We start from the raw sequence: 24,779 nt of genomic DNA on the forward strand, positions 1-24,779 counted from the left end.
TTAAAATTATGAAAAAAATAAAGATTGCGATTGCATTTGGTGTTTCACTAGTTCTTGGGTTAAATGCCCAGAACAGCGCTAGTGGAAGCTTTAAAAACATGCCGCAAGAGGCTGTTTATCTGCAGCATAATGAATCCTTGGTGTTTTCAGGGGAAAACTTGCTGTACAAGTTTTACTGTCTGGACAAGGCCACCAAGTCATTGAGTCAGATAAGTAAAATAGGCTACGTAAGCCTAATCAACAAAGAGGGGGACATTATATTTTCACATAAGTTAAATCTACAATCCGGGAAGGGTTCTGGTGATTTCTTCGTACCAACTTCAATCCCTACGGGAAGCTATAAGCTTTTGGGGTATTCGGAATGGATGAAAAATATTCCACAAGAGCATTTTTTTCAGTCAGATGTATATATCGTCAACCCCTACCAGCCGGTCCCAGCTGTTTATCTAGAGGAACCTAAGGATTCGTTGGATACCATTGTCCCTGCCGCACCAAAAAAACCGATTGCATCTAATGTCCCCGCTCAAAAGGAAAGTGTTCATTTGAAACTTAGCTTGGATAATGATGTTGTTGGGAAAAGGGAAATGGTCACCGTGGTGGTCAATGGAAAGAATGAACCTGCGTCTGCGGGAAATTATTCCATTTCGGTTAGAAAAGTGGATTCGCTGCCATCACCTTCCCAAATGTCTTCTGAAGCCTTCGTAGATAAATATTTGAATAGAGTATTGACAGCCAAACGAAATGGAACAATTGAACTACCAGAATTACGAGGTGATATGATTTCTGGCACAATTACATCAAAAGAAACAGGCCTTCCAGTAGAAAACCAGAGGATATCACTTTCCTTGCCTGGGGATGACTTCCTTTTTAATGTGGCAACCTCCAATGGACAAGGAAGATTTCAGTTTATTATTGCTAGGGAATATGATAACACAACTGCTGCTTTGCAGATACTATCCGAAGAATGGGACAGCTTTGATGTGGAACTGGACGATGAAAACAACGAATATGATTCCTTTAGCTTTTCTGACTTTAAACTAAGCAAAGAAATGCAGCAGCGCATTCTTGAAAAAAGTATACAAAACCAAATAGAAAATGCCTATCGTGAGGTGAAACTGGATTCGGTGGTTCCTGCTTCGCACAGCCTACCGTTTTATCGCAAATTCACTGCGATGTACGATTTTGATGATTATACACGTTTCAATTCCATACCGGAAACCATTGTTGAGGTAGTGGACCAAGTGGGTGTGCGAAGATTGGATGATGGCACACGTATTTTTGAGGTAAGACCCGAAGAAGGTTTTGCCGATAGGGGGCTACTTCCTATGGTATTCGTTGACGGGTTGTTCATCAGGAGGCATGAAGACATAATGGACTATAGTGCCAAAAAAATAAAAACTATTAGTTTTTCACGGGAAAAAGTATTGTTGGGCTCGCAAATGTTTCAAGGAGTAATATCCTTCAAAACTATTGAGGGAAATTTTTATAGTGATTTCTATACCCCTCACATCGTCAATGTGGACTTGTTCAAACCAGAATCGGAAAAAGTATATTACAACCAAGATTATTCCGAAAATCAAAACCAGCGTGTCCCAGACTTTAGACACCAATTATTTTGGGAGCCAAACCTAGATTTATCCAGCGGTTCAAAAGAGGTTATTTTTTATACTTCTGATGTGCCGGGAACCTACGAGTTGGTTCTAGAGGGGTTTACGTCAACTGGAAACCCAGTATCCGTCAAAGAGCGGCTTGTTGTTGAGTAGGATTGAATATATTTCAGTCTTATTTAACAACATTTCTCGCTTAACCTATGCTTATAAAAGTTTATGGGAGTGCTGTATTTGGTATAGAGGCCACTACTATTGTTATAGAGGTAAACGTGGACCGGGGTATTGGCTATCATTTGGTAGGATTGCCCGATAATGCCATCAAAGAAAGCAATTTTCGTATTGCCGCGGCCCTTCAGAATATCGGATTTAAGATTCCTGGCAAAAAGATAACCATCAATATGGCCCCTGCCGATTTGAGGAAGGAAGGTTCAGCTTATGATTTGCCCTTGGCTTTGGGCATATTGGCGGCCTCTGACCAAATAAAATCCAAAAACATTGCAGATTACTTGATTATGGGGGAACTTTCTTTGGATGGAAGTGTACAGCCTATAAAAGGAGCACTGCCGATTGCCATAAAAGCCCAGGAAGAGGGGTTTAAAGGAATGATCTTACCCGAAGCAAACGCCAAGGAGGCTGCCGTGGTGGATGGACTTTGCGTTTATGGTGTAAACAATATTGAAGAGGTCATAGCTTTTTTCGATACGGAAAAGCCTCTTGATCAGACTACAATTGAAGTTGAGCATGAATTTAACCGTTTATCGGATTATCCCGAATTTGATTTCTCCGATGTTATGGGGCAGGAAACCATAAAACGTTGTATGGAAATTGCAGCAGCGGGAGGGCACAACATCATCTTAATTGGACCTCCGGGAGCTGGGAAAACCATGTTGGCAAAACGGCTGCCCTCTATTCTGCCGCCGATGACGTTACAAGAAGCCCTGGAAACTACCAAAATTCACAGCGTATTGGGCAAGGTAAACAATATGGGGCTAATGAATCAAAGGCCTTTTCGAAGTCCACACCACACCATTAGTAGTGCCGCTTTGGTCGGAGGCGGAAGTTATCCGCAGCCGGGAGAGATTTCTTTGTCACATAATGGAGTGTTGTTTTTGGACGAACTGCCCGAGTTTGAAAGACGGGTATTGGAAGTATTGCGCCAACCCATGGAAGATAGGGAAGTGACCATAGCCCGTGCCAAATATGCCGTTACTTACCCCAGTAGTTTTATGCTTGTTGCCAGCATGAATCCAAGTCCGGGAGGATATTTTAATGACCCCGATGCCCCGGTGACCTCCTCGCCAGCAGAAATGCAACGCTATTTGGGAAAGATTTCCGGTCCGCTGTTGGACAGAATTGATATCCATATTGAAGTCACCCCCGTTCCTTTTGAAAAATTGTCCGACCAAAGAAAGGGAGAGAGCAGTCTGGACATACGAAAACGGGTTATTTCAGCCAGAAAAATACAATCCCATAGGTTTTCACAGATTGATTGGGTGCACTATAATGCCCAAATGGGGACCAAGCTTATTCGAAAGCACTGTGTATTGGATGAACCATGCAAGACCTTACTTAAAAACGCTATGCAGCGACTTAATCTCTCCGCTAGGGCCTACGATAGAATATTGAAGGTAGCCCGAACCATTGCGGATTTGGAAGGGAATGACAATATTTCACAGGCTCACATATCCGAGGCTATTCAATATAGAAGCTTGGATAGAGAAGGTTGGTTGGGATAAGGCTACCCCATCACTTTTCGCAGAGCCGAATCAAATCGCTCCATATCTTCCAGGGTACCTGTGCTTATGCGCGCCCATTCATAGAATGGCGAAAAAGGTCTGCCAATCAAAACATTGTGCTTTTTCATTTCAATAATCATCTCAGAAATGGGTCTGCCGGTTTTGAAGAATACAAAATTTGTGTGTGAGGGAACGTATTCTAGTTTTAAATCGTCCAAACAGCTATATATGGCTTTTTTGGCTTCCATATTTTTAACCAAACTGAATTTATAAAAAGCCTCATCCTGCAAAGCCTCTTTTGCCGCTTCAATGGCAAGTACGTTTGTCATGGCCATAATATTTCTACGCAACCTCGAAGCCAAATCAGGTCTTGCAACCAAATATCCAATTCGCATTCCCGCCAACCCATAAACCTTTGAAAAGGTTTTCGACACAATAACGTTCATTCCTTTTTTTACCAACTCGACCATGGAAGGATAATCAGGCTCCATAATGAAATCGTAATAGGCTTCATCACTAAAAACCATGGTCTCCTTGCCAACGGTACTGCAAAAATCTTTTAGTTGGTTCTTATCCATCAGGGTGCCCGTAGGGTTATTGGGGTTACAGATAAAGACCAGGCTCGTCTTATTGTTTATTCTGTTAGCCATCGCCTCTAAATCGTGCCCCATGTTTTGGTCAACAGGCACTCGATGTACATAAGCGCCAAACCCTTCGGCATATCGTAGCATCGCCTGAAAGGTAGGGTCTGCAGCGATTATTTCTCCTCCACCATTTCCAAAAGTCAATCCCGCAGCCTTTAGCCCTTCAGTAGAACCGCCTGTCACGACGATATGGTCGGTGGTCACACCTTCCTTTTCAGCAATTTTTTCCAATAACGGCCTAAATACTACGGAGGGGTATCTACAAGCTTTGTCAAAAGCCTTTGTGACTGCTTCTCTCACCAATTTTGATGGCCCATAGGGGTTTTCATTTGAATTTAACTTTGCAATTGGATTTTCTGTGGAAGCGATAAAATTTCTTTCGGTTTCAGCACTCCAGCCGTCCAGCGCGCCCAGTAGGGTGAACCCGGTTGACAAACCTATGGTCTTAAGCCACTCCCTTCTTTTAATAGTGTTCATAATTGGTTTTCTTTTATTTTTTGATTCCGCACATCCTTAACCGTGGATAGTTGTCCACTTAAACTTTCAAAATCGGAAAAGACTGGGGGAATGTCCACACAATTTTTAATACACGATCAAGACGTTAAGTGCTTCTTCACAAAGATCTTGCTCTATTTTCCGGACTACGGCATCAGTTTATCTACGTGCCTATTTCTTTTGAAATCTGCCCCAAATTCACTGATAATTAGCGATTTCTCAAATAGGAAATTAGTCGAAATACTTCATGAAGATTGCATGATTACAGAAAGATACGCAATCGGAAGAAATTTTGTGCAGTCTAGACTACCTTAATATTTGCTTTTAGGCCTTCAATAATTCCCAAGATGTTGTTCACGGTATCTTTCAGGTAGTATTTTACGGCAATATTGGGTATTCGGATTGTAGTAAATCCATTTTGAAAAGATTGCATTGCCTGTTCAAGATCACTGATGGCCTGCTCATGGGTTATGGTGGCATAATCTCGATCTATCTCAATGTTCAATTTTACGCGCGAAATGGCAATGTCTACCGATTTTTTTCCGTCCCACCACTCTAACATGGGGTTTGCACCTGCTGCTTTTAGGGCATAAAACAGGTGTATGGCCTCTAAAGGAGTATTGTTTTCAAGAATTACTTTTTTGATGAGCGATGTATGTTTTTTGCATAATTCCACTCCAAGAGAATTCTGTGAAGACTCGTATTCTTGGCGTCCTATGTTTTTGTCACAGTCCTTACACGTCATAAGTCTTAGTCAAGCTTAGGTCAATAGTTTGATTTGGGATTATTATAACTTCTGGTTTTTCATATTCGTATAAAATGTGGATTCAAAACACCCTATTTTTAGACGAAATGCATTTTTTTAGACGAAATGCATGTATTATTACAAAATGATTCGATTTTAGTGGATAGAGGAAAACATGGGAATCTTTAAAAAAATTGGCCCTGGTATTTTGATAGCTGCAGCCTTTGTGGGGCCTGGCACTCTTACAGTTTGCACCTTGGCGGGAGTTCGGTTTGGTTATACCCTTTTATGGGCGTTGACTTTGTCGATTTTTGCAACCATTGTACTTCAGGGCATGGCCAGCAGAGTAGGTCTGGTGACTCAAAGAGGATTGGCCGGCGTAGTAAAGAAGGAATTGAAAAACCCATGGCTAAGAAATACGGTCATTATCATAATTTTGGCCGCCATACTTGTAGGTAATGCCGCTTATGAAGCAGGCAATATTGGGGGTGCAAGCCTAGGTTTGGCACAATTGTTTCAAAATCAAGAATTAACCGCTTGGAATCCTTTAATAATTGGAATTTTGACCTTTTTTTTACTCTGGATGGGCACCTACAAAATGTTGGAAAAAGTGTTTATTGGTCTGGTCGCTACCATGGGACTTTGTTTTGTCATTTGTGCCTTATTGGCAAAGCCATCCGCTATGGCAATTCTGAAAGGAGCCTTGGTGCCCCAATTGCCAACAGAAAGTCTTTTGACCGTAATCGCTTTGGTTGGGACCACGGTGGTACCTTACAATCTTTTTTTGCACGCATCCTTGGTAAAGGAAAAATGGAAATCTGAAACAGCGTTGAAATCGGTAAAATGGGATACGATAATTTCAGTTTCTCTTGGTGGTTTGGTATCTATGGCCATACTGATTACAGCTTCCGCAGCGCCCATTCAAGAGGTTACTGGAGCTGCAGATATGGCTCGGGGATTAGAACCCTTGTTTGGTAAAATGGCGACGTATATCATGTCCATCGGGCTTTTAGCAGCTGGAATTACATCTGCGATAACCGCGCCTTTGGCTGCAGCTTTTGTGGCCAGTAGCTGTTTTGGATGGAATGCGAATATGCAGGATAAACGGTTTAGGATGGTTTGGGCCGTAGTATTGTTCTTTGGTGTTTTCTTCCTTTCTTTTGACATAAAACCCATTGAAGTCATTCAATTTGCACAGGTCGCCAACGGAGTTTTACTTCCCGTGATGGCCATACTACTGCTTTGGATGGTGAACCGAAAATCGGTTATGGGACAATTTCGTAATAGCACTGCTCAAAACATTTTTGGGTTGATCATTGTTGTGTTCACATTATTTTTGGGTATCAAAAGCATTTTTAAGGTTATAGGGTTGTTTTAGAGGAAATGAAAAGCTGGCAAATCGACATTAACTGTGACGTAGGTGAAGGTATTGGAAATGAAACATTGCTGTTTCCGCATATCAGTTCATGCAATATCGCTTGTGGAGGACATGCCGGTGATATCGAATCTATGACTGAGGTTGTGAGGTTGGCGAAACGGTATGAAGTAAAAATAGGTGCCCATCCCTCTTATCCCGATAAACAGAATTTTGGGAGAGAAGTCATAAAATTATCAGATTCAGCTTTAAAAGACAGCATTCGGCAACAAATGGCGGACTTTGAGCGTGTTTTGAGAAGAGAGAAGTGTTCTTTGCACCACATCAAAGCCCATGGAGCCCTGTATAACCAAACAGCAAAGGAGGTTCATTTGGCCAAGGTTTATTTGGAAGCTCTAAAAACTTATAAAGAGAAAACATTGCTTTATGTCCCCTATGGTTCGATAATTGCAAAAATTGCGAAAGATTTGGGTTTTTCGTTTTGGTACGAGGCGTTCGCCGATAGAAATTATACCGAAGGTTTACAGTTGGTGTCCCGAAAAAAAGAAAATGCCCTCATTCAAGAACCAGACAAAGTCCTAAAACACATACTTCCCATGATCAAGCAAAATCAGGTGGTGACCGTTACTGGAAATATCAAAGAAATAAAAGCCCAAACATATTGTGTGCACGGTGACACGGTCTCCGCATTGGAAATATTGATGTATCTTTCCAAAGAATTGCCCAATCATCAGGTACAACTACAAAAGTGAAAAGCTACCCCATCAACATTAAGCCTTTTGGAGAATACGCCGTGCTACTGGAATGGCCCAACAGGGTAGAGGAGGACATCTTGTATGACATCCTTGGTTTTGTGGAACACTTTAAGGCAACAAATGCCTCGGATTGGGAAACAGTCGTGGCCTACAACTCCCTGACCTTAATAAACAATAGAGGCCTTATTGATTTCGATACAGCAAAAGAGGAGATAGAACAATATTTGGCTACTAGGGATATGTCCAAAACCAAAGTAAAAAGCTATCTCTGGGAAATCCCGGTTTGTTATGATCTGGAATTTGGAATTGACCTTGAAGAAGTTGCAAAACGACTGAACCTATCTACCGATGAACTGGTTAATCAGCATACCTCATACCAATATACGGTGTATGGGATAGGATTTTTACCAGGGTTCATGTATTTGGGAGGTCTTCCATCAAGCTTAGAGGTCCCCAGAAGGGCTGAACCTCGTTTAAAGGTCGCAAAAGGCTCGGTAGGACTCGCTGGAAAGCAAACGGGAATCTATCCACAACAATCACCTGGAGGATGGAATATTATCGGTAATTGCCCCATTTCCCTTTTTAATCCGGAAAAAGAGAAACCGTGTATGGTTAGCGTTGGCGACAAGGTCCAATTCCTTCGAATAGAGAAAGCCGAATACGATTTACATAAAATTGAGGCGGAAGTAGGTATTTATCAACTGAAAAAGACTCCATTGAATGGTTAAAGTATTAAAAGCCGGCTTTTTCACAACCATTCAAGATTTGGGCAGGTTTGGTTATAGGGATCTGGGAGTGCCAGTATCCGGTACCATGGACTCAGCCGCTGTGGAGAAGGCAAACCATTTATTGGAAAACAATCCTGATGTAGCCGTTATGGAGATGACTATGACCGGGCCAACATTACAATTTGAAGCGCCCACATACATCTGTATCGCTGGGGCCGATATGTCTCCGTCCTTAAACGATGAACCGATTGCAAATTATAAGGTGATCAAAGTAGTGAAGGACGATGTTCTGACGTTTGGAAAGTTAAAGGATGGTTTTAGAAGCTATTTAGCCGTAAAGGAAGGATTTGAAACGGAAAAAGTGCTGGGCAGCGGTTCCCAATATTTTCCTGTGACCAAAACGAAGTGTTTAAAGGATAGGGATGAAATTCCATACAAGGAGACTAAAGAATATATGCCAACACTTTCGGAGATAAAAGTTGAGAGCCTTTCAGACCAGCATAAGCTTACAGTTTATAAAGGACCAGAATTTGAACTTCTTACAGATGCACAATTGGCATCCATATTTTCAAAACCATTTTCAATTTCCAAAAAGAACAATCGAATGGCCTATCAGCTTGCTGAGACGATAAAAGGTCATACCTATTCCATGTTGACTTCTGGAACTTTACCAGGTACGGTACAACTTACTCCCTCAGGAAGAATCATCATCTTAATGAAAGATGGCCAAACCACCGGAGGGTATCCTCGCATATTGCAGCTCTCAGAAGAATCCATTTGTGGTTTGGCACAAAAAAAGTCAAGAGATACCATTTCCTTTGAACTTCTGAAGTAGCTATTCTTTCTTGCAAAACCTTTATAAAAAAACAATGTGAATGAGCATTAATGTTCTCTCCTTTTGATTCCGCACTTAAATGAATATTGGATTTTTTTCAATATAAAATACTGAAAAACAGATAGATAAATAGATATCATTTTAAATGAATCTAGCGCACACAGATCAGCAGAAAAAAAACAGTTTTTTAAACATTTATATTTGAATTTGTATGGAATATCCCCTTGGGGATGTCACTCTAGAATGACCTTTGAAAATGGAATTGAACAAATACAGCAAAAGTGTAACCCAAGACCCTACGCAGCCGGCCGCACAGGCCATGTTGCATGCATTGGGACTTTCTGATGACGATTTAAAGAAACCCTTTATTGGCATTGCCAGTACGGGGTATGAGGGAAATCCTTGCAATATGCATCTGAATGATTTGGCGCTGGAAGTTAAAAAAGGTGTGGAATCGACAAATTTGGTAGGGCTTATTTTTAATACAATAGGTGTAAGCGATGGCATTTCCATGGGAACACCTGGTATGCGGTATTCTTTGCCTTCACGAGACATTATAGCGGATTCTATGGAAACCGTTGTTCAGGCCATGAGTTACGATGGATTGGTTACCGTTGTGGGATGTGATAAAAATATGCCTGGTGCTCTAATGGCACAACTGCGATTAAATCGACCCTCTGTTTTGGTTTATGGAGGAACCATTGCCCCTGGCTGCCATAACAACAAAAAATTGGATGTGGTTTCCGCGTTTGAGGCGTGGGGGCAAAAAGTGGCGGGTTCCATGGATGAAGCTGAATATAAAAACGTAATCCACAAAGCATGCCCAGGAGCTGGCGCTTGTGGTGGCATGTATACAGCCAACACTATGGCCTCAGCTATTGAAGCTATGGGTATGGCCCTTCCCTTTAATTCATCTATTCCGGCGGAAAACTCTAATAAAAGTTCTGATTGTGAGGCAGCGGGTGCTGCCCTTTTGCATTTGTTGAAAGAAGATATCAAGCCAAGGGACATCGTAACCAAGGAATCCCTAGAAAATGCGTTTCGATTGGTTACCGTGCTGGGGGGGTCCACCAATGCCGTATTGCATTTTATGGCAATCGCCCATGCTGCCGAAGTCGATTTTACATTGAAGGACATAACCCGTATAAGTGATAATACACCCTTTTTGGCAGATTTAAAACCAAGCGGAAAATATGTAATGGAGGATTTGTACAAGGTAGGTGGAGTTCCGGCAGTATTGAAATTTATGTTGAAAAAGGGAATGCTTCATGGTGATTGTATGACCGTTACGGGCAAAACCCTGGCAGAAAATCTATTGGATGTGCCTGATTTAAGTAAAGGTCAGGATGTCATTAAACCGTTGGACGAACCCATCAAAGAAACCGGGCATATAAGAATTCTTTACGGGAATCTAGCCTCTGAAGGAGCTGTTGCTAAGATTACTGGAAAGGAAGGATTGAATTTCACAGGTACCGCAAAAGTCTTTGATGGGGAAGTAGCGGTTAATGAGGGAATTAAAAATGGCCAAGTACAAAAAGGAGATGTTGTGGTGATTCGCTACGAAGGCCCAAAAGGAGGACCGGGCATGCCCGAAATGTTGAAACCAACATCCGCCATTATGGGAGCAGGTTTGGGAAATGACGTTGCCTTAATTACTGATGGTAGATTCTCTGGTGGATCACATGGATTTGTCGTAGGACATGTTTCTCCAGAGGCGCAAGAGGGTGGAGCAATAGCTCTGGTACAGGATGGTGATAAAATCACCATTGATGCCGTAAAAAATACAATTAATCTGGAAGTGTCGGAAGAAGAGCTGGCGCTAAGGAAACAAAAATGGGAGCAACCACCACTGAAAGTTAAGAGAGGAAGTTTATATAAATACGCCAAAACGGTTTCATCAGCCTCCAAAGGGTGTGTTACCGACATGATTTAGCACCAACTCCTCGATGGGCTGGGGGTCTTTCAAATTAAAACAGGCTTATGGAAACATTGAAAGCACAAAAAAAAGAACAGAAAAAAGAAGCGGGCATGCGAATAACCGGTGCCGAGGCCATTATACATTGTTTGTTAGCGGAAGGGGTGGACCTTATTTATGGTTACCCAGGTGGTGCCATTATGCCGGTTTACGATGAGCTGTATAAGTTTCAGGACAGACTTACCCATATTTTGACTCGTCATGAACAAGGAGCTACACATGCGGCCCAGGGATTTGCTAGGGTGACGGGAAAAGTCGGTGTCGCCATGGCTACTTCAGGACCAGGGGCCACGAATTTGGTGACCGGATTGGCCGATGCCCAGATTGATTCCACACCAATAGTCTGTATTACAGGACAAGTGCCAAGACATTTATTAGGTTCCGATGCTTTTCAAGAGACAGATATCGTTGGTATTTCCACTCCGGTAACGAAATGGAATTATCAGATTACGAAAGCCGACGAGATTCCAGAAATAATGGCCAAGGCATTTTATATAGCAAAATCAGGCAGACCCGGGCCTGTTTTAATTGATATTACTAAGAATGCCCAATTCGACGAATTGGACTTTGCCTATGAAAAGTGTTCTGGAGTAAGAAGTTACAAGCCTGTTCCAAAACCGAATATGGAAGCAATTACCGCTGCCGCCGCTTTGATTAATGCGGCAAAGAAACCATACATCGTTTGGGGTCAGGGGATTATTTTAGGTGAGGCGGAGGAAGAATTGAAAGCATTTGTAGAAAAAGCAGGAATTCCGGCTGCATGGACAATCATGGGAGAATCTGCTTTGCCGACGGACCACCCCTTGAATGTGGGTATGGTGGGAATGCACGGAAATTATGGCCCAAATGTCCTTACCAATGAATGTGATGTGCTCATTGCTATTGGAATGCGTTTTGACGATAGGGTGACGGGCAATTTGGACACCTACGCGAAGCAGGCCAAAGTAATCCATTTTGAAATTGATCCCGCTGAAGTAGGGAAAAACGTGAAACCGGATATTGCTCTTCTGGGTAATTGCAAGGAAACGTTGTCTTTATTGCTTCCGTTGATTAAAGAAAATGAGCATAAGGAATGGAAGGCAGAATTTGATAAGAAGCATAAAGAAGAGTTTGAAGCAGTAATCAAAAATGATTTGCACCCCACGAAACCTGGGTTAACCATGGGGGAGGTAATCGAACAAATCAATGAAGCATCAAAGCACGAGGCAGTGATTGTGACCGATGTGGGGCAGCATCAAATGATTGCTTGTAGATATGCCAAGTTCAAAAAATCAAAAAGCAACATCACCTCTGGTGGATTGGGAACCATGGGCTTTGCCCTGCCCGCGGCCATTGGTGCAAAAATGGGCGCTATGGACCGTGAAGTTGTTGCCATAATTGGAGATGGGGGCTACCAAATGACCATTCAAGAACTTGGAGTGATTTTTCAGCATAACGTACCCGTAAAGATTGTGGTATTGAACAACGATCATTTGGGTATGGTACGCCAGTGGCAGGAATTATTCTTCGAAAGTCGTTACGCTTCTACCGTAATGACCAATCCAGATTTTGTGAAGATAGCGGAGGGCTACCATATCAAATCCCGAAGGGTAGAAAAACGAACAGACCTGAAAGACGCTGTACAAGAAATGATAGCTTCGAAGGATCCTTACTTCTTAGAGGTTCGGGTGGAAAAAGAAGATAACGTTTTCCCTATGATCCCATCTGGGGCTTCTGTAGCAGATATCAGATTAAAATAATCAGCTTTTTCGTAAATGACATCAAGCAAAGACACTATGGAAAAACAATGGTATACCATTTCGGTGTACTCCGAAAACAATGTGGGGTTATTGAACAGAATATCAGGAATATTCTTAAAGCGACACATTAATATAGAAAGTTTAAATGTTTCAAAATCAGAAATTGAGAATGTTTCAAAGTTTACGATTGTAATTTATACCACGGAAGATTGGACGAGAAAAATTGTGAACCAGATAGAAAAGCAAATAGAGGTCATCAAAGCTTTTTACCATACAGATGAGGAAACAATTTTTCAAGAATCTGCCTTGTTCAAAATAGCATCGCACCTTTTGTTTGATGAGCGACAAATCCAAAATATTATCAAGGAAAGCAAATCACAAATAGTTACGGTGAACCGAGAATTTTTTGTGCTGGCCAAAACTGGGCGTCGACATGAAATAGATGAAATGCATGATGCTTTAGAACCCTATGGAATAATGCAGTTTGTCCGATCTGGTAGGATTACCGTTACCAAGGCTACCATGCCTATTTCAGAAATATTGGCAGAATTTCAAGATTAACCAACAATATCGTTAAAATCATACTTAGAAAATGACAAATTACTTCAACACACTATCACTTCGTGAAAAATTAATACAACTCGGTAAATGTAGGTTTATGGATGCCAGCGAATTTGCAGATGGTGTTGTGGCATTAAAAGGAAAGAAGATAGTAATAGTAGGTTGTGGCGCACAAGGCTTGAATCAGGGTTTAAACATGCGCGATTCAGGTTTGGACGTTTCCTATGCGCTGCGGGAAGCAGCTATTAAGCAAGAAAGGCAATCCTTTAAGAATGCCAAAGAAAACAATTTTGTGGTGGGAACCTATGACGAGTTGATACCCACCGCCGACCTGGTCATTAATTTAACCCCAGATAAACAACATACCAATGTAGTGAGCATGGTTATGCCCTTGATGAAAAATGGGGCAACCTTGTCCTATTCCCATGGGTTCAATATTGTAGAAGAAGGTATGCAGGTTCGTGAAGACCTTACTGTTATTATGGTTGCACCGAAAAGCCCTGGCTCGGAAGTGCGTGAAGAATACAAACGCGGCTTTGGAGTGCCCACACTAATTGCGGTTCATCCAGAAAACGACCCAGAGGGGAAAGGGTTGGCACAGGCAAAAGCTTATGCCGCCGCAACGGGTGGACATAAAGCAGGCGTTTTGGAATCGTCTTTTGTGGCAGAGGTAAAATCCGATTTGATGGGTGAACAGACCATTCTATGTGGTTTGCTTCAGACAGGATCTATTCTTTCTTTCAACAAAATGGTGGAAAAGGGAATCGATGAAGCCTATGCTTCCAAATTGATACAATATGGTTGGGAAACCATCACTGAGGGCTTAAAACAAGGTGGAATCACCAATATGATGGACCGTTTGTCCAATCCTGCCAAAATAAAAGCTTTTGATTTGGCGGAAGAACTCAAAGAAATTATGCGACCCCTGTTCCAAAAGCATATGGATGACATAATGAGTGGTCATTTCTCAAAAACTATGATGGAAGATTGGGCCAATGGCGATAAAAACTTGTTGGACTGGAGGGCGAAAACGGGTGAAACTGCATTTGAAAAAACAGCTGCAGGCCGTATGGAAATTTCCGAACAGGAGTATTACGATAATGGTGTTTTGATGGTTGCCTTTGTAAAATCGGGTGTCGAGTTGGCCTATGAGACCATGACGGAATCGGGAATTATTGGAGAATCTGCCTATTACGAGTCACTGCATGAAACACCGTTAATCGCCAACACCATTGCCAGAAAGAAACTTTTTGAAATGAATCGTGTCATTTCAGATACGGCAGAATATGGCTGTTATCTTTTCGACCATGCCTGCAAACCCCTGCTGACGGATTTCATGAAGCATGTAGATACGGACATTATTGGTAAAACGTATGGCAAAGGCAAGGACAATGGCGTGGATAACATTAAACTTATAACCGTTAACCAGGCGATACGCGAACACGATGTTGAAGTGGTCGGCGCCCGTTTACGTGCTTCGATGACTGCCATGAAACCTATCGTCTAAATAACTTAAACTCTATTTTGGGCGATTTCAACCTTGATACTAATTTCTTATGATACCAGAAGAATTCCAGATTGCTGAAGAAATACACCAGAAAACATATTTGATCAACGGGGAATTACGCCAATGGACCGGAGAAACTTCACCAGTAATATCCACGATTTCATCCACGAAGGAATATGCACATACTGTTTTAGGGAGTATTCCCAATATGGGTGAACCTGAGGCAATGGAAGCGTTGGATGCTGCCTTGGCTTCGTATAACAAAGGACAAGGGGTTTGGCCCACCATGAAGGTAAAGGACCGCATTGAGTGTATGGAGGCTTTTGTGAAAAAGATGGAGCAAAAGCGGGAAATAGTGGTAAAGCTTTTGATGTGGGAAATCGGTAAGTCCAAACCTGATTCGTACAAGGAGTTTGATCGTACGGTGGAGTACATCTATGATACTATTGAAGAATACAAACAGTTGGACAGAAGTTGCGCCAAGTTTCAAAAACATGATGGGGTATATGCCCATATAAGAAGAGGGCCTTTGGGCGTGGTGCTCTGCTTGGGACCCTACAATTATCCTTTGAACGAAACCTTTGCACTTTTAATTCCGGCCATAATCATGGGGAATACGACCATTTTTAAACCGGCCAAAAATGGGGTCTTATTGATCACGCCACTTTTGGAAGCTTTTCAGAGCAGCTTTCCAAAAGGAGTGGTCAACGTATTGTTTGGAAGAGGAAGGGCCGTAGCGGCCCCCATCATGAAAACAGGCAAGGTTGATGTTCTAGCACTAATTGGCAATAGCAAATCGGCTAATGCTCTGCAGGAGCAGCATCCCAAAAGCAATAGATTAAGACTTGTGCTGGGGCTTGAAGCAAAAAATCCGGCCATTGTATTGCCCGATGCCGATTTAGATTTGACCATTAATGAATGCATATCGGGGACATTATCTTTTAATGGACAGCGCTGCACGGCACTTAAGGTGATCTATGTTCATGAAGACTTAAAAGAGGAGTTTCTAAAACGCTTCGCCGAAAAGGTGGATAAGCTGAAATTTGGAAATCCTTGGGATGACGGAGCACAGCTTACCCCACTTCCCGAACCCGATAAGCCAGCCTATATCCAAGAACTATTGGATGACGCTCTAGCCAAAGGAGCTAAGCTAATGAACAAAAAAGGGGGAAAACATTTTGATAACTACATATGGCCTGCCGTGTTGTATCCTGTTTCAAAGGATATGAAGGTATACCAAGAGGAACAGTTTGGCCCCATAATTCCCGTGCTTTCATTCAAGGATATTGAAGAACCTCTTGATGATATGGCGGAATCCAACTATGGACAGCAGGTAAGTTTGTTTGGGAAAGATGTATATACCCTGTCGCCACTAATCGATACCCTTGCCAATTTGGTGTGTCGGGTCAATTTGAACAGCTCTTGTCAGCGGGGTCCTGATGTATACCCATTTACTGGGAGAAAAGACTCTGCACAAGCCACATTAAGTGTCCACGATGCACTCCGCTCATTTTCCATACGTACTTTTGTGGCCTTTAAGGACAATGATTTGAACAACGAAACCGTAGAGCAATTACTAGAAGCTAAAGTGAGCAACTTTTTGAGTACGGATTACATTCTGTAGGCATTTCGATTCTTAAAGATTCGCTGCCAACCAATCCCCGACTTCGCTGGTTTTGTAGGCTTTATTGCCATCGGCCAAATCTTCGGTTACGATGCCTTTGGCCAGGGATTTATTGACTACTGCACGGATAGCTTTGCCTTCTTCGGTAAGGCCAAAAGCGGTTTCGAACATCATAGCAGCTGAAAGCACAGTGGCCAATGGATTGGCAATGTCCTTGCCAGCAGCTTGTGGATAGGAACCATGAATGGGCTCAAACAAGGATGTTTTATCACCCACGGATGCAGATGGCATCAACCCCATGGAGCCCGATATCACTGAAGCTTCATCCGTTAAAATATCTCCGAAGAGATTTTCGGTGATCAATACGTCATATTCATTGGGCCATTGTACCAAACGCATGGCAACGGCGTCTACAAATTCATAGGATACCTCAACTTCTGGATACTCTTTTTCCATGGCTTGCACTGTTTCTCTCCACAGTCGAGAGGTTTCCAAAACGTTGGCTTTATCAACACAGCAGAGCTTTTTAGAGCGTTGCATTGCCATTTCAAATCCTTTCTTGGCCAACCGCTCCACTTCATGGCGGGTATAAGTACAGGTGTCGTAAGCGGTATTTTCGTTGTCTTCTCGACCTCGTTTGCCAAAATAGATGCCTCCGGTCAGCTCTCGCAAAAAAACCAAATCCGTTCCTTCAATACGTTCTCGTTTTAAAGGAGATTTGTCCATTAGCGAGGGAAAAGTGAAGGTGGGGCGGACATTGGCGAACAGGCCAAGTTTTTGGCGCATTTTCAATAGTCCCTGTTCTGGTCGTACCTTGGCCGAAGGGTCGTTGTCGAATCGAGGATGGCCAATGGCACCGAAAAGAACGGCATCGGCCTTCACACAGATTTCATGGGTTTCATCAGGATAGGGATCACCAACGGCGTTTATCGCCGCTGCTCCGGTGAGTGCTGAAGTCCACTTTATTTGGTGATCAAACTTTTTTGCCACTGCATCGGATACTTTTACTGCTTGGTCTATTACTTCTGGACCGATGCCATCACCTGCTAATAAGGCAATATTCAATTTCATATAGCTTGGTTAGATTATATTAAGCATTTTTTCTGTTGCCTTTATGGCAGAAACCGTCTGATCGGAATCAAGTCCAGTAGTCATGAAATCCTTTTTTCCGGTCCTCCAGGTAATCATGGTCTCGCAAAGCGCATCCGAACTACTTCCTGGAGGGATTCGTACCGCATAGTCCACCAGTTTGGGTAATTTGCTTCCTCGGGTTTCATATACTTTTTTCAAGGCATTCATGAAGGCATCAAATTGACCATCACCTTGTGCATGCTCCTCATAACTGTCACCTTCAATTTCTATGGAAAGGGTAGAGGAGGGCAACAATCCCTTAGCGTGGGTCAAAACATAGGATTTGATGAAAACTTTTTGTTTGAATGAAGTGCTATCCAAAACATCTGAAATGATGTAGGGCAAATCATCCGTAGTTACTTTCTCTTTGCGGTCACCCAATTCAATGATACGTTCCGTTACTTTCTGTACCTCTTCATCATTTAGGGTCAACCCTAATTCCTGTAAATTTTTAAGAATATTTGCTTTTCCCGAAGTTTTTCCAAGCGCATATTTCCGTTTTCTGCCAAACCGTTCCGGCATTAAATTGCTAAAGTAAAGATTCTTTTTATTATCTCCATCTGCATGTATACCAGCCGTTTGCGTAAAAACATTACCTCCAACAATGGGTTTATTGGCAGGAATGCCGAATCCTGTAAAAGTAGATACCAATTTGCTTACTTTGAAAAGCGAGGATTCTACCGCTGTAGTCTCAATTCCAGGAAGAAAATCGTTAATGACCGCTATAGCGCTGGCGAGGGGAGCATTGCCCGCACGTTCTCCCATTCCATTTACAGTCAAATGCAGTCCATGTGCTCCCGCTTTTAATGCCTCCATCACGTTGGAAACACTAAGATCATAGTCATTATGTCCATGAAAATCGAAATGTGTCTCTGGATACCTGTTAATTATTTTCTTGATGTAGTCAAAAGTCTCCGAAGGGGTCAAGATTCCCAAAGTGTCAGGAAGCAGAATGCGTTTGATGGGCTGTTGGGCCAAAAAGTCCAAGAATTGAAAAACGTATTCCTGAGAATTGCGCATGCCATTGCTCCAATCCTCTAAATATACATTGGTTTCAATATCTTCATTTTGTGCAATTTCAATTACTCGGGAGATGGCTTCAAAATGCTCCTCAGGTGTTTTCTTTAGTTGATGTGTTAGATGGTTCAATGAGCCTTTGGTCAGCAAGTTTTGCACTCGTGCTCCTGCCTTTTTCATCCAAGCAATAGAGGCACCGTTATCGACAAAGGTCAACACCTCAACCTGATGGATTCGACCAGTCTCACGAGCCCATTCCATAATGCTTTTCACTGCTTGAAACTCTCCTTTGGAAACACGGGCAGAGGCCACTTCTATGCGGTCGACCTTGAGTTCTTCCAACAAGAGCTTGGCCAAGGTCAGTTTTTCAGAAGCAGTAAAAGATACCCCGGAAGTCTGTTCACCATCTCGGAGCGTGGTGTCCATTATTTCAATGGTTCGTTTTTTCATTTTCTTTAGCCCTTGCGAGGTAATTAGAGCGGAGTGTCCTCAGCAAATTTTTCAATGTCTTTCTTAATGTTCAACAAATAGTCGATATCATCAAAACCGTTGAGCATATTTTGTTTTTTATAATCATTTATGCCAAAGCTTTGGCTTTCTCCTGTTTCCAAAATGGTTATGGTTTGCTCAGGAAGACTAACCTCCAATTCGGTTTTCGGATTTGATTCTATGGCCTTGAAAATTTTATCCAGAAATTCTGGACTTACTTGCACCGGAAGCACTCCGATGTTCAAACAATTATTTCGAAAGATATCCGCAAAAAAACTGGAAACCACACAGCGAAAACCATAATCGTAAATCGCCCATGCGGCATGTTCCCTTGAAGAGCCTGAACCGAAGTTTTTACCCCCGACCAATATTTTTCCGCTATAGATAGGATTGTTCAATACAAATTGTTCTTTTGGGGTATTGTCAGGGTGGTATCTCCAATCACGAAATAGGTTGTCCCCAAAGCCCTTGCGCTCGGTCGCTTTTAGAAAACGGGCAGGTATAATTTGATCGGTATCCACATTTTCAATAGGCAAGGGTACCGCTGTGCTTTTCAATATGTTGAATTTATCGTATGCCATTTTTTGTCAGTTATCAATTATCAGTTTACAATTAACAATTAAAGCAAGAGTGATGTTTGAAAAATTGGTCATTGCTAATTGTACATTGTTTACGCTTCTTGTAATGCTTCCATGAGTTCCCTTGGGTCCGTAACCCTGCCTGTAACAGCGGCAGCAGCTGCTACCAAAGGACTTGCCAAAAGGGTTCTGGCTCCAGGGCCCTGTCTTCCCTCAAAGTTTCTGTTGGAGGTGCTTACAGCGTATTTTCCTGCTGGGATTTTGTCATCATTCATTGCCAGGCATGCGGAGCATCCAGGTTCTCGAAGTTCAAAGCCCGCTTCGTTTAGGATGTCCAAAATACCCTCTTTTTTTATGGCTTCTTCCACTTTGTGCGATCCTGGCACCAACCATGCGGTTACATTGTCTGCTTTTTTCCTGCCTTTGACTATGGATGCAAAAGCCCTAAAGTCTTCAATTCTTCCATTGGTACAACTTCCCAAAAAGACAAAATCAATGGGTTTTCCAATCATGGCATCGCCCTCGTTGAAGTCCATATATGCCAACGATTTTTTATAGGTAGCGGTGCCACCTTCTACGTTTTCTGCGAAAGGAATACCCTTTTGAATTCCGATACCCATTCCGGGATTGGTTCCGTAGGTGATCATAGGTTCAATTTCAGCGGCGTCAAAAGAAAGTTCTTTATCAAATTCGGCATCATCTTCGGAATAAAGTGTTTGCCAGTATTTCTTGGCTTTGTCCCAATCCTTTCCCTGGGGCGTATATTCCCTACCTTTTATGTATTCAAAAGTAGTTTCATCTGGAGCAATCATACCGCCACGCGCACCCATTTCAATACTGAGGTTGCAAACGGTCATCCTGCCCTCCATGGACATGTTTTTGAACACATCCCCTGCGTATTCTACAAAATACCCCGTGGCACCAGAAGTGGTCAATCTTGAAATTATGAACAAGGCTACATCTTTTGGAGTAACAGCTCTGTTTAAATTACCATTTATGTTGATTCTCATGCTTTTTGGCTTTGGCTGCATGATGCATTGCGTAGAAAGCACCATTTCCACCTCACTGGTACCTATGCCGAATGCAATGGCACCAAAAGCCCCATGGGTAGAGGTATGCGAATCCCCACAAACTATAGTAGCGCCAGGAACGGTAATACCGTTTTCAGGACCAATAACATGGACAATCCCATTTTTTTCGTGACCAAGACCCCAATAGGGGATGCCGTGCTCTTTGGAATTGTTTTCCAGTGCCTTTAATTGATTGGCCGATAACTTATCCTTAACCGGCAAATGTTGGTTACGTGTGGGAGTATTATGGTCGGCAGTCGCAAAAGTCCGCTCTGGGTACAATACTTTGATTCCTCTGTTCTTCAATCCTAAGAAAGCTACGGGACTTGTGACCTCATGCACCAAATGCCTGTCGATGAACAGCACATCCGGGCCATTTTCAATGTGTTGCACCACATGGGAATCCCAAACTTTATCAAATAGTGTCTTGCTCATTTTCTAAATGAATATTTTGTAAGCAAACAAAAGTAAAACTTGTCATAAAAAAGTTGTTTTTACTAATGAAGAAAATTACGATGTTCAATATTAATTTGAACCTTTTTTAATTATCGAATACCATCGGTACAACTAAGATTTTGGGAACAAATTCCAATAAATTGATTCACTCAATATCAGACACCAATGTTATGATCCGGTTATATTGGTAAACCATGTTCCGAACAAATGTTACCCACTAGTTCGATAGGATTTGTTTTTGTACAACTTCCTTTCTGTTAAGATTTTCTTTAAATCCTTGAAATTTAACATGTTCAAGCGTTATTTAACATTGCTGTAACGCTTTTGAAATTAGAAGCGGCCTACTTTCGGAGAAGACAACCTAATAGTTTATTCATTAATTTAATCAAGAACGAACCATGAAAAAAAATTATTCAGCCTTAACGGCTAAGATTCTTATTGCCTTATTTTTTGTATCGGGCTCAGCCGTTGCCCAATTGAACTTTTTACCTAGAGGTAGCCAAGTGGCCAAAGTTTCCCAGCGTATCGGTAACACCGATGTTACAGTGGTCTACTCAAGACCCAGTGTGAATGATCGTGAAATTTGGGGCGCCCTGGTTCCCTATGGTATGAACAACCTTGGGTTTGGCACTGCAACAGAATCTCCTTGGAGGGCAGGGGCCAATGAAAACACCATTTTTAAGACGAGTCATGACCTTACCATTGGTGGAAAGACCCTTCCTGCTGGAAAGTATGGTTTGCACATGATAGTCAATGAGGACAATACCGCCACGGTTATTTTCTCAAAGAATCATGATGCTTGGGGAAGTTTTTTTTATGACCCCGCTGACGATGCACTCCGAGTAGACGTTGAAACTACAGAAGTATCCCATGTGGAGCAATTGACCTACATGTTCACCGATGTGGATGCCAATTCTGCTGTGGTCTCATTGAACTGGGAAAAGAAACAAATTCCATTTAAAGTGGAAACTGATGTCACCAACAATGTATTGGCCGAAATCCGTCAACAATTGCAGACAACACCAGGGTTTGCAAGACAAAGCTGGGAGCAGGCCGCCAATTTTGCCCTGAACAACGATGGGGACCTGGACGAAGCAATGGGTTGGGTTGACGCAGCCATTGCGGGACAGTTTTTTAGCCAGAAAACCTTTAACAACTTGAGTATAAAATCCCAAATTTTGGCCAAGCAGGGCAAGGCCGCAGAAGCGGACGCCCTAATGCAGGAGGCACTGCCCTTGGGGACCGTTTTTCAAGTGCATGGCTATGGAAGACAGTTGATTGGACAAGGCCAGACCGATAAAGCCTTGGAAATCTTTAAGTGGAACGCCAAAAACCATAAAGACACTTGGCCTGTACATTATGGCTTGGCCAGAGGATATTCGGCTGTTGGTGACCACAAATCCACAGTAAAACATTTAAAAATGGCCATGGAAAATGCGCCGGCACAAGCCAATAAGGATAGGGTAGCAGCTAATTTGGCCAAGGCCGAAAAAGGAGAAGCAATCAACTAAGACTTATTCTATAAATAATTGTTGTTTAGAAAGCCCGGCATTTGCTGGGTTTTTTAACTGATATACCCCCAAATCACTGCACTCTGCATCATCTTGGTGTAAGCAATTCTAATGGGGGAATTTTCGGGTTTTTCCAAGTTGGGGTCTTCTTTTAATAATTGGATCGCGTGATACCGAGCCGTTTTTAAGATTTGATTGTCTTTAACGATATCCGCAATTTTTAGGTGGAGCAACCCACTTTGCTGGGTGCCCATCAAATCCCCGGGCCCGCGCAGTTTTAGGTCTACCTCTGCAATTTCAAAGCCGTCATTGGTACGGACCATGGTCTGCAAACGAGTCTTGGCATCCTCAGAGAGCTTACTTCCTGTCATCAAAATACAGAAGCTCTGTTCGGCCCCACGTCCCACGCGACCGCGTAGCTGGTGTAATTGGGACAATCCAAACCGTTCTGCGCTTTCAATAATCATCACCGAAGCATTGGGCACATTCACACCCACTTCGATTACCGTAGTGGCGACCATAATTTGTGTTTCACCATTTACAAACCGTTCCATTTCATAATCCTTGTCGGCGGGTTTCATCTTACCATGGACAATGGATATTTGATAGTCCGGCATCGGGAAATCACGAACGATGCTTTCATAGCCATCCATCAAATCTTTAAAATCCAAGGCCTCCGACTCTTGAATCAGGGGATAGACTATATAAATCTGTCTACCTTTCTTGATTTCATCCTTGATGAACCGAAACACCTTTAATCGATTGCTATCAAATCGGTGCACCGTTTTGATGGGTTTTCTTCCTGGAGGGAGTTCGTCTATCACAGAAATATCCAGGTCCCCATACAGGCTCATCGCCAAGGTTCTAGGGATCGGAGTGGCGGTCATGACCAAAATGTGGGGAGGTATCTGGTTTTTATGCCAAAGCTTAGAACGCTGGGCCACCCCAAACCGATGTTGTTCATCCACAATGGCCAATCCAAGATTTTTGAATTGTACCTTATCTTCCAAAACGGCATGGGTTCCTACTAAAATGTTCAAATTCCCATTTTCCAATTGGTTGTGCAGCAGGGTGCGTTCCGACTTTTTTGTGGAACCGGTCAATAGTGCAATTTTGAGTTCCATGCTCCCCAAAAGTTCCTTCAATCCATTATAATGTTGATTGGCCAATATCTCCGTAGGGGCCATTAAACAGGCTTGAAACCCATTGTCAATGGCCAGTAACATACACATCAGCGCCACAATAGTTTTTCCAGAACCGACATCCCCCTGTAATAAACGGTTCATTTGGGCATTGCTGCCCAAATCCGCACGAATTTCTTTTATCACTTTTTTCTGGGCTTTTGTCAGTTCAAAAGGCAGGTGTTTTTTAAAAAATGTGTTGAATTTTTCACCTACTTGGTCAAAAGGGAGGCCTTTTATCTTCTGTTTGCGCAACATTTTTTTGGAAATCAATTGTAGCTGAACATAAAAGAGCTCTTCAAACTTTAACCGAAACCTTGCTTTGGCCAATAGCTCTTGGTCTTTTGGAAAGTGGATATTGAAAAGGGCCTTACTTTTTGATATCAGGCGCAGTTCTTCAATAATTTTTGGTGAAAGAGACTCTGGAAAGTTCCCTTGGGAGTCCAGAAACAATTGTTGCATCATCTTTCCCAAAACCCGATTGGTAATTCCTTTGGCACTAAGTTTTTCGGTGGATGGATAAATGGGTTGCATGGCAATTTTTAAACCCTGTTCATGTTTGGCCAACAATTCCATTTCGGGATGCGGCATGGAAAAAGTTTTACCATATTTGGAGACTTTGCCAAAAACGACATAGGGTTCGTTGATTTTCAAATTTTCCCGTATCCATTTGTGCCCACGGAACCAAACCAACTCCATTTCACCGGTATCGTCCATAAAGGTGGCCACCAGACGTTTCCCACGACGTTGTTCCACCGTTTTGATGTGAACAATTTTTCCAATTACCTGTACATCGGCACCGCTGGCATGTAATTGGTTGATCTTATAATAAGCGGTGCGGTCCAAGTATCGATTGGGAAACAGATGTAGGAGGTCTCGATAGGTCTCAATGCCCAATTCTGATTTCAAGGTTTCGGCACGATTAGGGCCAACACCTTTCAAATAAGCAACCGGAGTTTGCAGAAAATTGGGATTCATCAAACTAAAATATGTAATTTGGAAAGACTTTTGATAGCA

19 protein-coding genes are annotated in these 24,779 nt (G+C 42.5%); 12 read left to right on the forward strand and 7 right to left on the reverse strand.

Annotated elements, in window-relative coordinates; all coding sequences use genetic code 11:
- Nucleotides 1-8: 8 nt before the first annotated feature.
- Both GTQ34_RS02735 and GTQ34_RS02740 read left to right on the forward strand, forming a co-directional pair.
- Nucleotides 9-1,763, forward strand: a complete 1,755-nt coding sequence (locus GTQ34_RS02735; protein ID WP_166522222.1) for a hypothetical protein — start codon at nt 9-11, stop codon at nt 1,761-1,763.
- A gap of 47 nt (nt 1,764-1,810) precedes the next feature.
- Nucleotides 1,811-3,346, forward strand: coding sequence for a YifB family Mg chelatase-like AAA ATPase (locus tag GTQ34_RS02740; RefSeq protein ID WP_166522223.1), 1,536 nt, complete (start codon nt 1,811-1,813; stop codon nt 3,344-3,346).
- Nucleotides 3,347-3,348: 2 nt separating this feature from the next.
- Here the strand turns inward: GTQ34_RS02740 and GTQ34_RS02745 are convergent, their stop codons facing one another.
- Together GTQ34_RS02745 and GTQ34_RS02750 are read right to left on the reverse strand one after the other, a co-directional pair.
- Nucleotides 3,349-4,467, reverse strand: a complete 1,119-nt coding sequence (locus GTQ34_RS02745) for a pyridoxal phosphate-dependent aminotransferase (RefSeq protein ID WP_166522224.1) — start codon at nt 4,465-4,467, stop codon at nt 3,349-3,351.
- 319 nt (nt 4,468-4,786) lie between these two features.
- Entirely contained in the window at nt 4,787-5,230 is a 444-nt protein-coding gene (locus GTQ34_RS02750) for a hypothetical protein (protein ID WP_166522225.1), read from the reverse strand.
- A 181-nt stretch (nt 5,231-5,411) separates the two neighbouring features.
- Here GTQ34_RS02750 and GTQ34_RS02755 point away from each other — a divergent pair, with 181 nt between their 5' ends.
- The 9 genes from GTQ34_RS02755 (at nt 5,412) to GTQ34_RS02795 (ending at nt 16,329) form a co-directional block, all read left to right on the forward strand.
- Nucleotides 5,412-6,608, forward strand: a complete 1,197-nt coding sequence (locus GTQ34_RS02755) for an Nramp family divalent metal transporter (protein ID WP_313790406.1) — start codon at nt 5,412-5,414, stop codon at nt 6,606-6,608.
- 5 nt (nt 6,609-6,613) lie between these two features.
- A complete protein-coding gene (gene pxpA / locus GTQ34_RS02760; RefSeq protein WP_166522227.1) occupies nt 6,614-7,357 on the forward strand; it encodes a 5-oxoprolinase subunit PxpA in 744 nt (247 codons plus the stop codon).
- Nucleotides 7,354-8,088 carry a 5-oxoprolinase subunit PxpB gene (gene pxpB / locus GTQ34_RS02765; RefSeq protein ID WP_166522228.1) on the forward strand — a complete coding sequence of 245 codons (735 nt, stop codon included), beginning with the start codon at nt 7,354-7,356 and terminating at the stop codon, nt 8,086-8,088. Before pxpA ends, pxpB begins: the two co-directional genes overlap by 4 nt.
- Nucleotides 8,081-8,923, forward strand: coding sequence for a 5-oxoprolinase subunit C family protein (locus GTQ34_RS02770; protein WP_166522229.1), 843 nt, complete (start codon nt 8,081-8,083; stop codon nt 8,921-8,923). The genes pxpB and GTQ34_RS02770 overlap by 8 nt, the downstream gene beginning before the upstream one ends.
- Nucleotides 8,924-9,179: 256 nt before the next feature.
- On the forward strand, nt 9,180-10,856 hold the full coding sequence (gene ilvD, locus GTQ34_RS02775; protein WP_166522230.1) for a dihydroxy-acid dehydratase: 1,677 nt from the start codon (nt 9,180-9,182) through the stop codon (nt 10,854-10,856).
- Between the two features lie 47 nt (nt 10,857-10,903).
- A complete protein-coding gene (gene ilvB / locus GTQ34_RS02780) occupies nt 10,904-12,637 on the forward strand; it encodes a biosynthetic-type acetolactate synthase large subunit (RefSeq protein WP_166522231.1) in 1,734 nt (577 codons plus the stop codon).
- 36 nt (nt 12,638-12,673) lie between these two features.
- Nucleotides 12,674-13,198, forward strand: a complete 525-nt coding sequence (gene ilvN / locus GTQ34_RS02785; protein ID WP_166522232.1) for an acetolactate synthase small subunit — start codon at nt 12,674-12,676, stop codon at nt 13,196-13,198.
- 31 nt (nt 13,199-13,229) lie between these two features.
- A complete protein-coding gene (ilvC, locus tag GTQ34_RS02790; protein ID WP_166522233.1) occupies nt 13,230-14,705 on the forward strand; it encodes a ketol-acid reductoisomerase in 1,476 nt (491 codons plus the stop codon).
- Between the two features lie 49 nt (nt 14,706-14,754).
- A complete protein-coding gene (locus GTQ34_RS02795) occupies nt 14,755-16,329 on the forward strand; it encodes an NADP-dependent glyceraldehyde-3-phosphate dehydrogenase (RefSeq protein WP_166522234.1) in 1,575 nt (524 codons plus the stop codon).
- A 12-nt stretch (nt 16,330-16,341) separates the two neighbouring features.
- Here the strand turns inward: GTQ34_RS02795 and leuB are convergent, their stop codons facing one another.
- The 4 genes from leuB to leuC form a co-directional block, all read right to left on the reverse strand.
- Complete coding sequence (gene leuB, locus GTQ34_RS02800; RefSeq protein ID WP_166522235.1) at nt 16,342-17,400, reverse strand: 3-isopropylmalate dehydrogenase; 1,059 nt, start codon at nt 17,398-17,400, stop codon at nt 16,342-16,344.
- Between the two features lie 9 nt (nt 17,401-17,409).
- Complete coding sequence (locus tag GTQ34_RS02805) at nt 17,410-18,927, reverse strand: alpha-isopropylmalate synthase regulatory domain-containing protein (protein WP_166522236.1); 1,518 nt, start codon at nt 18,925-18,927, stop codon at nt 17,410-17,412.
- A 23-nt stretch (nt 18,928-18,950) separates the two neighbouring features.
- Nucleotides 18,951-19,547 carry a 3-isopropylmalate dehydratase small subunit gene (leuD, locus tag GTQ34_RS02810; RefSeq protein WP_166522237.1) on the reverse strand — a complete coding sequence of 199 codons (597 nt, stop codon included), beginning with the start codon at nt 19,545-19,547 and terminating at the stop codon, nt 18,951-18,953.
- A gap of 89 nt (nt 19,548-19,636) precedes the next feature.
- Nucleotides 19,637-21,049 carry a 3-isopropylmalate dehydratase large subunit gene (gene leuC, locus GTQ34_RS02815; RefSeq protein ID WP_166522238.1) on the reverse strand — a complete coding sequence of 471 codons (1,413 nt, stop codon included), beginning with the start codon at nt 21,047-21,049 and terminating at the stop codon, nt 19,637-19,639.
- A gap of 419 nt (nt 21,050-21,468) precedes the next feature.
- On the opposite strand from leuC, the gene GTQ34_RS02820 reads away from it, so the two are divergent.
- Nucleotides 21,469-22,581 (forward strand): DUF2911 domain-containing protein, encoded by a 1,113-nt coding sequence (locus GTQ34_RS02820; protein ID WP_166522239.1) that lies wholly within the window; start codon nt 21,469-21,471, stop codon nt 22,579-22,581.
- Nucleotides 22,582-22,634: 53 nt separating this feature from the next.
- On the opposite strand, the gene recG is transcribed toward GTQ34_RS02820, so the two are convergent.
- On the reverse strand, nt 22,635-24,740 hold the full coding sequence (gene recG / locus GTQ34_RS02825) for an ATP-dependent DNA helicase RecG (RefSeq protein ID WP_166522240.1): 2,106 nt from the start codon (nt 24,738-24,740) through the stop codon (nt 22,635-22,637).
- Between the last annotated feature and the right edge of the window lie 39 nt (nt 24,741-24,779).

This window comes from Flagellimonas ochracea (genome assembly GCF_009903685.1).
Classification (GTDB): domain Bacteria; phylum Bacteroidota; class Bacteroidia; order Flavobacteriales; family Flavobacteriaceae; genus Flagellimonas; species Flagellimonas ochracea.